Genomic DNA, 14610 nt, shown 5'->3' with positions numbered 1-14610 from the left:
TAAATTCTGCCAAATTGCCAAATAAGTTGCCTCTCATCTGAATTATGGTCTCATTTTCAGATAATATGACATTGGCACAGTTAGACAAAAAATCTTGGCTTTAGTAGCTATTTAAAATTAGGTCTAATAGCTTTAGCACTAGTAATTTTTAGTTCAGATAAAATTACCCTTTCTGAATAAATATCCTTTCAGGTAAGGGCTATTGTTAAGGAATTTATATATTATGATTGCTACGTTGATTGTAGCTTGGATTGTCTTCGTAATATTGTGGAAGTTGGTGAAAGCCACTCTGAAGAACGCATTAACCATTGCCGCAATTCTGATTTTATTAAACATTAGTTTTGGCATTACTCCGCAAGATATTTGGCATCACATCATGCAGTTTACTCAAAGTTTATCAAATATCCAAAGCGGCAAGTGAAAAGTAAGATTAATTATTTACTAGACAAGTAGAGGCAATTCATGAATTGGCCCTACTTTAGCAACTTATTAGGGATAGTTAAACTCTGACATAGGATACTGCTCAATCATTATTTAATGCTGAAATCTTGGCTAATGCATCCTTAAAACTTGGCGGCAACTGACGCATAATCTTGCCTCTTTCGCGATCTAAAGCTACTAAAGTCACCTTGGCAGTAACGTATAATTCTTGCCCATCAGTTGAGACAATGGCATAATCCCAATTAATTCGGACACCTGTTACCTCAGCCATGCGCGTTTTTACTACCACTGCCATACCCAATTGAATTGAACGATGATAACGCAACGACAGTTCTACAACTGGTAAATCACAACCTATCGCAACTAAATCAGCAAATTCAATCCCTATAGATCGCAAGCATTCAATCCGCGCTTCTTCCATCCAAGCTAGATAAGAACCGTGCCAGACAACACCAGAGTAGTCAGTGTGGTGGGGTTGCACTCTTAGAGGATATTCAAACCAATTCCCAAATTCATGACTTGATGGATTATCAAGGGCGGTGGTGGGTGGTAATTTTGGTTGGCTGGGTTTTTCTTGTGACATTTTCACTTTTCTAAGCACCTATAAATTTTCCAAATATGGAATAGCATAAAAATTCATTGCGTTCCATAACTTAATTGATTTAATATTTACACTTCCGAGTATAGGGAGTGTTTTGTTATGCAGCCTAATCTCCGGTATGTTAGTCTTATTACTTTAACTATACTTAGTTTACTCGGTTTTGGGATGGTATACCCAGACAAGAACCAGGTAACTACAAATACAAGGTTGAAATACAACTTTGGAGAAAAAGCTCAAGCTTTATCCCAGAATAATCAGCTTTTAGAAATTGAAAGACTCAATGAAGAAGCTATCAAAGAATCTCGGCAAGGTCAATCGGAAGAAGCGTTGCAGAGATTACAGCAAGCACTAGCCATTACTAGAGAACGTGGAGAGCGCTCTTGGGAAGCGGTAACATTCAATAACATCGGCAGAATCTACCAAAGTCAAAGAAAGTATCCTGAAGCACTTCAATCTTATCAGCAAGCTCTATTAATAAATAGAGAACTTGGGGATCTTGTTCGGCTTGGCAAAACCTACAGTAACATAGGTTACTTATTTGATATCCAAAATCAACCAGAATTAGCAATTTTTTTCTACAAGCATTGCTTAATTAACCGTGAAAAAGCTCGCTTGAATCCATCAGCACTGAGTGCGCCACAACCAAATGCTTACAGCATAACTGTTAGCCAGACATATCGGATTTTGGGTGAACGATTGCTCAAACAAGAACGTGTTGCTGAAGCACAAAGGACAATGGATTTACTCAAAGTTGAAGAACTAGAAGAATATCTCCAGGCTGTGCCAGGTAATAAACGTACTGTCAAAGGTATTAATATAGCAGCTACAGAAAAACCAATTAAGCAAAAGTTGGATCAAACCTTGGATAGTGCTGTTGCGTTGGGTAAAGAACTAACAACACTACGGAAAATTTCTCCTAAGGAGCGATCGCTCGAACAAAAACAACGAATCGAGCAATTAGTCTTAAATCAACAACAACTTTTGGATAAATTTAACGAATTTATCAATAGTCCTTCAGTGAAGGCACAGGTAGACCAAATTAGCCGTACAGCTAGGCGGCAAAATTTGGATTTGGAGAATCTCAACGAACTTCGGGATAATTTGGCAAGATTGCCTCAAAAATCTGCAATCCTCTATCCACTGATTTTAAAAGATAGCTTGGAATTGGTATTAGTCACTCCTGAATCCCCACCGATTCATCGCACTGTTGCTGTAAAACGCGAAAACCTCCATCAAACAATTGGTGCTTTCCGCCAAGCTTTAATCAACCCCAGCCGGAATATCAAAGCACCTGCACGCCAATTGTATGACTGGCTAATTAAACCTATAGAAAAAGACCTGAAGCAATCAGGTACACAAACTCTGATTTACGCTCCAGATGAACAGTTACGTTATATTCCTTTAACAGCTTTATATGATGGCAAACAATGGTTAGTGCAGCGTTTGGGTGTAAATCACATTACATCTGCCAGTCTGACTAACTTAAATACCCCACAAGAATCTACTTTGCGGGTTTTAGCTGGTGCTTTTACTAAAGGTAATTATCAAATTAAAGTTGGGAATCGACAGGTTGCTTTTGCTGGTTTGCCCTTTGCAACGCAGGAAGTGGAAAACTTAGCCGCTACGGTTCCTGAAACTACGAAGCTTTTAGACGATGCTTTTAGCCCCAAAGTAGCTGTACCCCAAATGGATGATTATACAATTGTCCATTTAGCGACTCATGCAGCCTTTGTAGTCGGTAAACCAGAAGATTCGTTTATTTTATTCGGAAATGGCGATCGCGTTAACTTGAGAAATGTCGCCACTTGGTCACTCCCCCATGTCGATTTGGTAGTGTTGAGCGCCTGTGAAACCGGCTTAGGAGGTAAGTTAGGTAACGGTGAGGAAATTTTGGGCTTTGGCTATCAGATGCAACAAACTGGCGCAAGAGCCGCGATCGCCTCGCTGTGGTCTGTGGATGATGGTGGTACACAGGCACTTATGAGTGCTTTTTATGGTATAATCTCCACCGGGAATTTGACTAAAGCTGAAACCTTACGACAAGCTCAAGTCTCATTAATTAATGGAAGCTGGAAGGTAAGAAGTCACAATGTACCCGTGGGGGCGGTTAGTGATTTTAGTCACCCGTACTACTGGGCATCCTTTATTTTGATTGGCAATGGGCTTTAGGTGTTGTTCGTTCCCCACCTCTGCCAAAGAATGCTTTTTTCAGCTTGTAGCTGATATGTCAACTAGAAAATTCATCAAAAATTTATAATTAATAATTAATAATTCATAATTTCGTTATGTAAGTAGATTTAAACTACAAACACAATGGGGTTACTTGCTTGATAATTGTAGGTTTTTTGACCTGTCTTTTGATTATGAATAATCAATTAGTAATTAATAATTATATTAATTGTGATTAGCAGTGCGTTTTAACTTTCAGCTAAAGGCTCAAAATCCGGATCGTGAGCTTTTGACAGATACAAAAAATGTGCGACGGCTAGCTACGAGCCAATCACTTGATGGTCATAGAGAACAGATAAGAGCGATCGCTAACTAAGCCACCATTACCAATTACCGATAATCGATTTCTAATTTGCGATCGACCTTTGGAACCTTAATATTTCTTGGCAAGAATTTTAGAGTCTGTATCGGTTTGCATAGATTGCTTGACAAGATCAGCCAGTTCGTCCAGTTGGCTAATTGCCTCTGCGCCTTCTAGCTTCATTAATTCGCGATCATCCCGCATTTCCGTCCAAGTAATCCCGTAATCGGACACCAAAAACCGAATCAGGTGGTTATCACCCAAGCTAACCATAAACGATGCACTATTCATTTGGTCGCCACAGGTATAACAAGAAGCAGGATACCCGCGCCGCTCTAATACGACCGCCAAGGCTTGCAGGTTCATTACCAAGTCTTGGACGAATTGTCGATGTTGATGTGCTAGTCTCAGAAACACTTTTGTCCTCCAGACACCACAGTCATTTGAGTTTCTTTTATATTTTCTTTAGATTTTCTCATCCACTGGTATTGTAAACTATTCACTACAATTACCAGACAGATAATATTGAGTCGTTAATTGACTACCTTGTTTAGGGTAGTAGATCGCGATTTTGAGCGCCGTATCAAACTATTCAGTTTGCAAATTAAAAATCTCGGACAGAATTGCTAAATTTAACTATATCTTTATACACTTCTGTCAGGGTAGATTCTTACATGAAGCATTCCGCTTTAAGAGTAACTTAAATCTAGCACTAGTCAAGTACAGAAAAGCTTCATATTTAGTTTTTACTGATGATGTGCACCCAATTTCATTCTTATTTAAGGCTATAACGTAGTTTTGCATCGTTATAGTGTCTCTTCTTTAGATGTTCAATCTGTTCTCTTTCTAACGTAGATTTTGGTATAGACCAATAATTAGGTATACCAAATTTCTTCCTCCCGTATATATAAAGTTGAGCAGATGATAGTACAAATTTGAAATTCAGTACTAAAAGCAGTTAAGTATAGTACTTTATACAACCTTTATGTAACCGAAAGATTAAGTCTGAGTGTAGAATCCAGAATGGATCAACTTAACACTGACAGTACCTAAACTCAGCAGAGCAATGTTGCCATTTAGGCAATATTTTCAGCTATTTTGGGATTATCCTCAAAAAGTGGTACGAACCAAAGCATATAAATTTGGAAAGATAATTATTTTAGTTTGGTTTTGCCACAAAAAATCTATGTATAGTATATTTCGATTATTTATTCAAACTGAGTAATTATTTTTTATTGAAAGTCGGCAGGGGCATTGTTAACTCTTCCCCATGCCTCAAAACTCCACCCAAAAGGGGATGGAGTTTTTCATTACTAACTAAACATTACTCGTAGTGCTAACAAGTTTTTCCCCTTTTAACATCCGCGCCGCAGCTTCAAGGAGAGCTTCTTCGAGATAGGGCTTGGTAAAGTAGCCACTAGCACCAAGTTGAGCTGCAATTTGTCTGTGCTTATCTGCACCCCGCGAGGTGAGCATAGCGATCGGTAGGTGGTTGAGGTTAGAGTCTTTCTGAATGCGAGAGAGTAATTCCAGACCATCGCAGCGGGGCATTTCGATGTCGCAAAATACGATATCGCAAGGCAGACCGGAGCGGAGTTTATCCCAAGCTTCCTGTCCATCACGCGCCTGTTCTACACGATAACCGGCTTTGTTAAATGTCAGGGATAGCAATTCTCGGACTGTAATGGAGTCATCAACGATCAGCACTGTCGGGTCAATCTTCGCAGGAGAGGTGTCTATGGGAGCCCCTTTCTGCTGCCAAGAATTGCCACCCATTTGTGTAGAAATCCGTCCCTGGAAGATGTCTATTATTTCCAGCACATCGGCAATAGGCATAATCCGACCATCACCCAAGACTGTAGCACCGGCGACACCAATGGGTTTAGGTGCTGGGCCTTCAAATTGCTTAATTACAATTTCTTGTTCGCTTAACACTAGGTCAATCTGTAGAGCAATCAGGGTATTTGCCGATCGCACCACAACCACAGAAACCATATCATCATCTCGCGTACCGCCATAGACATTACCGCGACTGATTTGACGATTGAAGGTTAAAAGCTCCTTCAGGGGTCGGAATGGCAGCACCGTATCGCGCCAGGAAATAAATGATTGTCCATTGGCATCGTGCTGAATATTTTTCACTGGTATATCCAGCGTATCTTCTACACCATCCATCGGGAAGGCGATCCTGGAGCGATCGGAGACGCAGCAGAGAGCTTTACAAATACTCAAAGTCAGTGGTAAACGAATCGTAAAGGTGGTTCCCTTACCAATCGCAGAATCGGTGTTCACTGTCCCCCGAATTTCGCTAATTTCGGAACGCACTACGTCCATACCCACACCACGACCGGAAATTTCATCTGCTTGGTCTTTGATTGTAAAACCAGACTGGAATAGCAGATCGTAGACTTCCAGGCGAGACATAGCTTTTGCTTGCGCTTCTGTAATCATCCCAATCTTCACCGCCTTAGCCTTAACCTTGGCAGAATCGATACCTGCGCCATCATCGCCTACAGAAATGATTGTTTGGTTGCCTTGGTGGAAGGCACGGATAGTAATGATTCCCACGTGTGGTTTACCAGCAGCTTGTCGTTCTTCTGGCGTTTCAATACCGTGAGCGATCGCATTATTCAACATGTGAGTTAATGGATCGGTCAGATGATCCAAAATCATCTTGTCAATTAAGGTATCGCCACCTTCGATTACCAACTCCACTTGTTTGCCACACTTGATGGCGTTGTCGCGCACTCCTCGCCGCCAGCGATCGATAGTTTGGGCAAAAGGAACCATTCGCGCTCTTGTTAATCCCTCTTGTAGCTGGGTGGTTACTTGGCGGAACTGCCTTGCAACTCGCTCGGTTTCTTCGGTGACAAAATCAATGTCACTTGCCGACTCACGCACTCGCACAATGCGTTCGATCATCTGCTGTGAGAGTGTATGGAAGGGAGTAAAACGATCCATTTCTAACTCGCTAAAACCCCTATCGGCGTTGGAATCAGGTGCTTGTAAGCCAGGGTCTTTCTTTTTGCGTCCTGCTAATAGAGAGGCTTCTAGGAGCGATCGCTCGTACAACTCTTGCATCCTTGCGCCCACATCCGAGAGTTGTTGTACCTGAATCAGCAAGTTATCTAATGACTGCCGTAGCCGTTCATGATCTTGCTCTAAGGTATTGCGATTTACCACCAACTCCCCGACTAAATTACTCATATCGTCCAGTTGCTTAACTGGAACCTTCATCGTTTCTTCAAATCTTGCAGCCCGACGAGTAGAGGGACGGGGAGGTTTGCTGGTGTTCGATTTTGCTGCTGGTGAATGGGATATTGTTTGATCCGCTTCTGCCAACAACTTCTCCAAGTCACCAAATTCATCTATAGCTGGTGATGGAACGTCATTTTTCGCCAAGACTGGTTGAGTATTGAAGGGTTGGCGTTGGCGTAGCCCGTCGTGGACATCGCTGTCGTTATCTGTACCGAGCAATTCTTCCAGGGCTGCAAAATCTACTTCTGGTATTGAGGCAGTTTTGGAGTTAAGTGCTATTTCCTCTCCTAATAATGCTTCCAAGTCTGCAAAATCATCTTCTGGAGCAACTACTTCAACGGTTTCTGTCATTACCAATTCTTCAGTTGAGGCAACAATAGCATTTTCTTCCTCTGACACTATTACAGATTTAGATGTCTCTCCTAAATCATATAAATCGGTTTCTACATCTTCCTGAATAATCGTTTGTGTGAAGTCATTGACATCTTGCGAATTAATTGTTGCCGCGTTTTCTTCTAATTCTTCCTGGTTAATTGCTTCTAATAGAGCAGTTTCTGTAAAAAGTAAAGCATTTGCAAAACCCAGATGTGTGTCTTCTAAATCCGGGTTTTTTGGTAATTCAAAAGCAGTTTCTAAGTTATTGTTCTCTTCCGTTCCTAAATTTTCTAAGTTTGTTTGGGCTGAATCTGAAGTTTCACCAAAACTAATATCTAAAGAAGTTTCTGTAAGAGATAGTTCATCCACAGTATCCACTGTGGTTTCTATCTGAATATAGATTGAGTCTGTAGCTACATCTTCAAACAGCAGTTGCGGATTTTCATCGAAAGAGCCGAACAAATCATTTGGCTGTGCTTGGACTGAATCTAAAGTTTCGGTAAGAGATAGTTCATCCACAGTATCCACTGTGGTTTCCATCTGAATATAGGTTGAGTCTGTATCTACATCTTCAAACAGCAGTTGCGGATTTTCATCGAAAGAGCCGAACAAATCATTTGGCTGTGCTTGGACTGAATCTAAAGTTTCTGTAAGAGATAGTTCATCCACAGTATCCACTGTGGTTTCCATCTGAATATAGGTTGAGTCTGTATCTACATCTTCAAACAGCAGTTGCGGATTTTCATCGAAAGAGCCGAATGAATCAAGCTCCAGATCAACAGCAGATATTTCTGGGAACTGATGAGTAAATTCTGGAGCAAAATCTAAAGCCTCTGGTTGTTGTGATCTGAGAGTTTCTTCCCCTAGATGCTGCGCGAAAAAAGGCGTTTCCGGCGTGGGGGTATTACTGATTCCCGGGGAAATAGTTGAGTCACTCTGTGCTAATTCATCAAATAAATCATTTCCAGAATCTGATGAAAATATCAAATCTAGCTGCTCTTCGTGCTGAAAATTGATATCCAATTCTTCCAAGCCAAAACTAGCTCTATCAGAAGGTATAGACTGCTGACTGTCGGCAAAAATATCATCAGTCGTAGCAAATAAACTCTCCTCTAACGCCCTTTCTACATTCTGCTCAATCAAGGAATTGAAATCGTCCTGTTCCTCTGTACTTTCCTGATTCCAGAAGCTACTCAGATCATTGTCTGATTGAGAGAATTCAGGTGTTGTTACTGTAGATGTATCAAATAAATCAACGATTTCTGGTTCGCTTGTAGGTAGTAGTGTCTCTTCTTCCATTTCAGCAAACAGATTGTCTGAAGAGAAGCCTGTTTCCTGGGGTAATTCTATATAGTCACTAGGGGTAATTTCTTCTACCCAATTTGCATTTCTACTTTCTGAGAATAAATTATCAAAATTATTTGGTTGATTGGTTGATAGTTCCACAGTGGCGAATGCCTCAGTTTCTGGTTGAGTCACTTCGTCTGTAGGCAATATTTCGAAATCATCATCTAGTGCCAGTGTCAATAAATCTTCAACTACATCATTTTTGTTGACACCAGCAAGCTGGTTTGTCTCACTTGGAATATCAATAAATTCTTGTAAATCTTCGGAAGAAGAGTCTAAATTTATATCAAGTACGTTAATAGAACTTAACTCTGGAGCTGTAGCAGATGTTTGTTGATGTTGTGGTTCTGAATTCTCTTTTTCTAGGAAATTGTCGCCAAATAACAGGGATAAATCTTCCGTCGTGGCTGTAGTTGCTACTTGATCCAAGGAGAGTAAATCAGATAAATCGCTATGAGCATCCTCAGCGTCAGTGTTACTGAAATCAATTCCAAAATCATCGATGGCAACAATATCTAAAGTTTCTTCTTGATGCCAACTTTCATCTAGTTCGGGAGTCTCACCTTCAAATAAATCGGCAAGGGTATTTAACTCAGCTATTCCTACCTCTGGCCCATTGGGGTCAAGATTATTACTGATTGGATGTGCTTCGTCATGTGTGGTGAAAGAAAAACTAGTGTGAGTTGCAGCGTTGAGTGGTGTCCCTTGTTGAACATAGGGGCGATCGCCCTTGACGTTGGCGTAACCAGACGCTTCTGGACTCGCTAACGCTGCGCTATCGCTAGTATCCTTATCTAGATTAAGTTCCTCGGTTGTTTGGGCTAGGTCTAACTGCTCGGTGTTGCCAGATAAAATTGGCTCTAACGTAATTGATGATTCTGTCAAAGCCGCAGACTGTTCATCAAACAAATCAGGAGTAACTTCTAACAGCTCAATTTCTGCCAAGCTCAAAAGTGCTTCCAGTTGCTGACTAATTGCAATTTCGGTTTCTCTACCTTGCAGGACTAATTCTTGAGCTTGCTTGATTTCGGTAATGACAATTTTAGCTAAAGTCAGATAACTATTTTCAGGATTGCCGATCGCACTAGCTGCTGCTTGACACAAACCACACCACTTGGACAAATTCCAAGTCTCACCAAGTTTGACTAACTGGTAACAGCATTGTTGAAGGTTTTGCCGAGTTGAGGGAGTTGTGGTTTGCTTAAACAGTTGCAACATTTCCCGCAGTGTTTGCAGCACTTGGGCTTGAAACTCGCCCCAATTATTATGTTCTTTAGCGGTGACTGGCGATAGCGCAGCGTTAGCGAGTCTGCGAGCGTCTCGCGCAGCGTTAGCGTCTCGCACCTGCTGAGGTGCTATTGAGACAGATATTTCTGGAGATTCCTGATGGGTGTCTTCTGCCAAGCTAGGAATATCTCGTCGCAGGAAAAGTTCTGTAAGTGTGGAGACATTCTCTACAGAGGTTGTGTGTAGTTCTGTTGCGTCAGGATTGCTAGATACTCCACTTTTTCCTTGTTGTACAAGTAGTTCTAGATGTTCATACAGCCATTGAAAGACTGGCTCCGTTTCTGACATCAAAGTATTTGCTGCATCTTCAGAAAGACCGTAAGGCCCGCTCAAATGCTCTAACAGCGATTTCAGGGTATCAGATACACCAAGAAATAAAGACTCTAACTTTTGGTCAATCTGAACCGGATTATCTTTAAGAACTTTGAAACAATCTTCCAGACGGTGGGAGGTATGCTGGATGCTAGTCAATCCAAGCATCGCCGCTCCTCCTTTGATGGAGTGAGCCGCCCGGAAGACTTCACTGATCATTTCCGGGTCGTTCAGGGTACCTTCTAGATTCAGTAACCCCTGCTCAATGGTATTCAGGTGATCCCTGGCTTCTTCGATAAAGTAACCCAAAATCCGCTGTTGTTGTTCCGGCAGCATAGCAAAAGTTATGAGTTATGAGTTATGAGTTGTGAGTTGTGAGTTGTGAGTTATGAGTTATGAGTTATGAGTTATGAATTATGAGTTATGAGTTGTAATTTTTATTGCTAACTTTTTACTCCTAACTCCTAACTTTATTTCAAGTTGTGAGTTGTGATTTTTAGTTCTAACTCCTCACTCCTAACTCCTAACTTTTTTACCTGGTTTCCATAGTTTCCACTCGGAAACGTTCAACGGAGGCGATCAAGTCACGGGATACACCTACTAAGTGTTGTAGGGCACCTGAAACTCGCTGTGCTTCCTGGGAAGTTTCTTGTGCAGTTAGTTCTACTGATTGCATTACATGAGCGACAGCGCGGGAGGTTTCAGTCTGTTCCACAGTATCGCTAGTAATAGATCGTACAAGAATATCAATACGATTCGCCACTTGAATAATATTTTCGAGCGATCGCTTGGCTTCTTCTGCCAATTTTGTCCCTTTAATTACTTGTTGTGTGCCTTCTTCCATCGCGGTCATTACAGAACCTGTTTCGCTTTGGATTTGCATCACAATTTGTTCAATTTCCTTGAGGGATTTAGCAGATTTATCTGCTAACTGGCGCACTTCGTCTGCTACGATCGCAAACCCGCGTCCAGCTTCTCCCGCTCTTGCCGCCTCAATACTAGCATTGAGTGCTAACAAGTTGGTTCTGGAAGCAATTTGAGAAATCAACGCTACAATTTTAGAAATTTCTTGAGAAGATTCCGCCAACCGCTTCACTTTGCGAGTGGTTTCGGCAACGGTTTCTCGAATTTCTAAAATACCTGCGACGGTATTTTCTACTGCTTCACCACCTTTGAGAGCGATCGTACTAGCATCACGAGCAACGGTTTCAGCTTCCCGCGCCGCCTCTGCGACTCGCTGAATCGAGTCAGTCATTACCTGTACAGAATTCAGCGTTACTGCTAACTCTTCTGCCTGACGCAAAGCATCACTAGATAATGCTCTAGCAAAAGTTTCAGAGTTGGTTGCACCTTTTGTCACATCCTTCGCTGCCACTTTTACCTGTTGCACAATATCTCGCAGGTTTTGAATTGTCAGATTAAAAGCGTCGGCTACGGCTCCTAGTACGTCGGCTGTCACTTCAGCTTGGACTGTTAAATCGCCTCTAGCAGCTCCTTCCACATCGTCCAAGAGGCGAATCACTTGACGTTGTAGGTTTTCCTTGGCTTCCTCTTGTTCATCGGCTTTCCGTTGGGCTTCACTTGTAGTTGTGAAAATTACCCGCGCCATTTCATTAAAGCCAGTGGATAAATGCCCCAATTCATCTTCAGAAAACACTGTAGCTTGAGCATTCAAATTTCCTTGGCGTACAGCTTCAAACTGAGCTTGCAGATCATTGGTTGTGCGCCGAATTTGTTTGAGTGTAAGATTTCCCATGAAGCCTGCGGTAGCAAAACCGGCAATCCCGGCTGCTAGGGACATTGCCCAACCAGTGTTTCGTACTGATTCCCGTTGTTGGACTGGCGAAAACGTGGTGGCGACAAAGCTAACTGTGGCTACAACCAACGCTGAGACAATGCCCACACTTCCAGCAATTAACCATTGTTTCCGTTCTATGGAGGCATTCTCTAATGGTGCTAACCAGCCTTGCTCGACGCTAACGTTGGGTTCTAGTTTCGAGACATCTGTTTGGCTAAAGACTGGAACTCCTTCATGAGAACCAGTCATCGAGAATAGTTCCTCTTCGCGATCGGCTGCATTGCTTCCAGAAGTATCCGTGCTTTGAGAGCGTCCACTGCCACTAGCTTCTGCTGGAGCAGAATACATTGCTGCATCACCGAAGTTAGAATCTTCTTCAATCAGGTCAAACCCTGGAATGTTTCCTAAATCGTCAAATTCCTCAAAGTCATCTAAAAAGTCAATATTGCTCTTAGAATTTTCTCCATTCAGTATATTGCTTGAGTCTTCATAAGAACTTAAACCATCTGAGCCAAAGGCAGACTCAAATGCTTCCATATCAAAATTCTCATCATCAAAGCTATTTTTGCTGATGATTTCACTTGATTTCATCTGCTTTTCTTCCAGAGGAATATCGCTCTTAAAAGATGAATAATTATCAGATGATTCTGTTTGAAACTCTTGTTCTACTTCCAAATCTTTTGACTTCAACCAATCATGTGCTTCGGTTTCAGGCAAATCATACCTACTATTGTTATTTGTAGTTGCCGAACTATTTATAGGTTCTTCTTCAACAACAATAAGTAAAGTCTCGCCTCCAAAATTAGATTTATTATATTCTAAATTACCAATCTTAGGCTCTGGAGACTTTGGCTCAATTAACAAATCAGAGAAATTATTTTTGCTACTACTAGTTTGGGAATTAGAAGATGAAGAATTATTATTATCAATAGCTGAATTTCCACGATCGTGATTGATCTCATTCTCTGAAAAATGACTATTTACTAATGATTCTTCATGGATCTCTTCTGACATATCTTCCTGCCAAAAAGCAGGCAAATCTAATTCTGTTTTTTCCTCATAACTACTGCTATTGAAATCTTGTTCTTCTGATTCTTCGTCCAAAGCAAAAGGGTCATCACCAAAAGTTATAGAAGAATCTGGTATTTTTCCCATTCCAATACTATCTTCTGTGGGGATGTCAAATGGACTATTTGAAGATAGTTCTTTAACCTCATCCACAGTTTCTTGATGCTCTCCAAAAAAGTTCAAATCAAGGTTATTACTGTCAAACTCCTCACTAGGGTCCAAATCTTCTAATTCTGGTTCGCTATATGCCAGTGGATCGGGCATCTCTGAGGAATGTATTTGCTCTTGACTTCCTGATGTATCAATCTGTCCACCGAATGACTGTAAATATTGATTGATATTCTCAATTCCATTATTGGCAAAACCAATAATTTCTTGTTCGTTAGTCAAGCTCAATACCTGTTGATATTCTTCTTTTGCAACATCGTACTGTTGCAAAACATAGTAGATGTGACCCCTTAACAAATGGGTATTGGGGTCATTTGGTAGATTTTGCACCACTTGATCGACTAAAGTGGCGGCAACCTCATAATTCCTTTGAACATAGGCGGTCATCGCCTGTTGATATGTTGGCTCGTAATTATCAATACTTGCTGCCATTTCCTCCTCCAATTTCATCCTGCCCACCTAGCACTCCGTACAATTGCCATTTGATCGAGCAGTCGTAGACACTGATTATTTTTAGCACTTAGTAACCACTCTCCGCGTAAAAAGGGAACCATAGTATCTGGAACACTAGTTGGTGGCATGAGATTCTGGACATCCAACCAGTCCATACCACCGATTTCCTCTACTGCTAAACCCACTATTGTGTCTTGCTCTTCGATGGCAATCACCGAAATTTCTGCTCTATCCGTGTTTAATGCACTTGCTTCCCCCAGAAATTGACCTAAATCAGCCACCCAAATAACTCGACCTCGTAAATTTAGAGTACCCAAAAGTAAAGGAGAAGCATTAGGAATCGGGGTGATTCTATCAGGACTTAGTTCAATTACCTCCCGGATGCCAGTTGCTTGTAGTGCAAACTCCTGATGCGAGGGAATGTAAAATCTCAAATGTAACTCACCTTCAGGACTTTCCACTTGTAATTCTGGTCGGAAGTGGTCTTGACCGCTACCACTTAAAAAGTCCGGTTTGCTGACCATATTGCTTTTATCCTTATCCTCGCAGCAGTTGTTTGACTGTTCCTACCAACTCGGTTGGTTGAAACGGTTTGGCTATGTAGGCATCTGCACCCTGTTTCATACCCCAGTAACGATCAAATTCTTCGCCTTTGGAAGAACACATAACCACAGGGACATTTTGGGTTTTTGGATCGGATTTTAACCGCCGACAAACTTCGTAGCCGTTCATTCGGGGCATGACAATATCCAACACCACTAAATCGGGAGGTGCTACTTGGATTGCCTCCAATGCTTCTAATCCATCACTGGCATGGGTAACTGTTAGGCCAGTTGCTTTCAGGAGGTCTGTAATCATCTCCCTTTGCGCGATACTGTCTTCCACAATCAGAACTGTACTCATAAATGTCTATTTACCTCCTGATGTAGACGTTCCTATTTGGAACATTCCCTGATTCCTCCGCAATTATTA

General features: G+C 41.5%; 9 protein-coding genes. 3 read left to right on the top strand and 6 right to left on the bottom strand.

What is annotated here, in order from left to right:
* The first annotated feature begins 223 nt into the window (after positions 1–223).
* Positions 224–421: a hypothetical protein gene (locus tag NPUN_RS30205; protein ID WP_041565717.1), complete on the top strand. Its 198-nt coding sequence runs from the start codon at positions 224–226 to the stop codon at positions 419–421.
* A gap of 102 nt (positions 422–523) precedes the next feature.
* Here the strand turns inward: NPUN_RS30205 and NPUN_RS30200 are convergent, their stop codons facing one another.
* Complete coding sequence (locus NPUN_RS30200; RefSeq protein WP_041565716.1) at positions 524–1024, bottom strand: acyl-CoA thioesterase; 501 nt, start codon at positions 1022–1024, stop codon at positions 524–526.
* A 117-nt stretch (positions 1025–1141) separates the two neighbouring features.
* Between NPUN_RS30200 and NPUN_RS30195 the strand changes: the two genes are divergently transcribed.
* Positions 1142–3211, top strand: a complete 2070-nt coding sequence (locus tag NPUN_RS30195) for a CHAT domain-containing protein (RefSeq protein WP_012412200.1) — start codon at positions 1142–1144, stop codon at positions 3209–3211.
* A 241-nt stretch (positions 3212–3452) separates the two neighbouring features.
* Positions 3453–3587 (top strand): hypothetical protein, encoded by a 135-nt coding sequence (locus NPUN_RS44305; protein WP_272913943.1) that lies wholly within the window; start codon positions 3453–3455, stop codon positions 3585–3587.
* 57 nt (positions 3588–3644) lie between these two features.
* Here the strand turns inward: NPUN_RS44305 and NPUN_RS30190 are convergent, their stop codons facing one another.
* From NPUN_RS30190 to NPUN_RS30170, 5 genes are all read right to left on the bottom strand, one after another.
* A complete protein-coding gene (locus NPUN_RS30190; protein ID WP_012412199.1) occupies positions 3645–3989 on the bottom strand; it encodes a DUF1815 family protein in 345 nt (114 codons plus the stop codon).
* A gap of 900 nt (positions 3990–4889) precedes the next feature.
* On the bottom strand, positions 4890–10487 hold the full coding sequence (locus NPUN_RS30185; protein WP_012412198.1) for a hybrid sensor histidine kinase/response regulator: 5598 nt from the start codon (positions 10485–10487) through the stop codon (positions 4890–4892).
* Between the two features lie 196 nt (positions 10488–10683).
* A complete protein-coding gene (locus tag NPUN_RS30180) occupies positions 10684–13617 on the bottom strand; it encodes a methyl-accepting chemotaxis protein (protein WP_041566498.1) in 2934 nt (977 codons plus the stop codon).
* Positions 13618–13631: 14 nt separating this feature from the next.
* Complete coding sequence (locus tag NPUN_RS30175) at positions 13632–14162, bottom strand: chemotaxis protein CheW (protein WP_012412196.1); 531 nt, start codon at positions 14160–14162, stop codon at positions 13632–13634.
* Positions 14163–14175: 13 nt separating this feature from the next.
* Positions 14176–14541, bottom strand: a complete 366-nt coding sequence (locus tag NPUN_RS30170) for a response regulator transcription factor (protein WP_012412195.1) — start codon at positions 14539–14541, stop codon at positions 14176–14178.
* Positions 14542–14610: the final 69 nt, after the last annotated feature.

The organism is Nostoc punctiforme PCC 73102 (assembly GCF_000020025.1).
In the GTDB taxonomy this organism is placed as follows: domain Bacteria; phylum Cyanobacteriota; class Cyanobacteriia; order Cyanobacteriales; family Nostocaceae; genus Nostoc; species Nostoc punctiforme.
The sequence above is the reverse complement of the archived record's forward strand: the minus strand, read 5'-3'. Positions and strand labels throughout refer to the sequence as shown.

Excerpts from the sequence above, each read along its gene's own strand:
- NPUN_RS30180 (WP_041566498.1), bottom strand. The coding sequence starts at position 13,617 with ATGGCAGCAAGTATTGATAATTACGAGCCAACATATCAACAGGCGATG.
- NPUN_RS30185 (WP_012412198.1), bottom strand. The coding sequence starts at position 10,487 with ATGCTGCCGGAACAACAACAGCGGATTTTGGGTTACTTTATCGAAGAA.
- NPUN_RS30170 (WP_012412195.1), bottom strand. The coding sequence starts at position 14,541 with ATGAGTACAGTTCTGATTGTGGAAGACAGTATCGCGCAAAGGGAGATG.
- NPUN_RS30205 (WP_041565717.1), top strand. The coding sequence starts at position 224 with ATGATTGCTACGTTGATTGTAGCTTGGATTGTCTTCGTAATATTGTGG.
- NPUN_RS30200 (WP_041565716.1), bottom strand. The coding sequence starts at position 1,024 with ATGTCACAAGAAAAACCCAGCCAACCAAAATTACCACCCACCACCGCC.
- NPUN_RS30195 (WP_012412200.1), top strand. The coding sequence starts at position 1,142 with ATGCAGCCTAATCTCCGGTATGTTAGTCTTATTACTTTAACTATACTT.
- NPUN_RS30175 (WP_012412196.1), bottom strand. The coding sequence starts at position 14,162 with ATGGTCAGCAAACCGGACTTTTTAAGTGGTAGCGGTCAAGACCACTTC.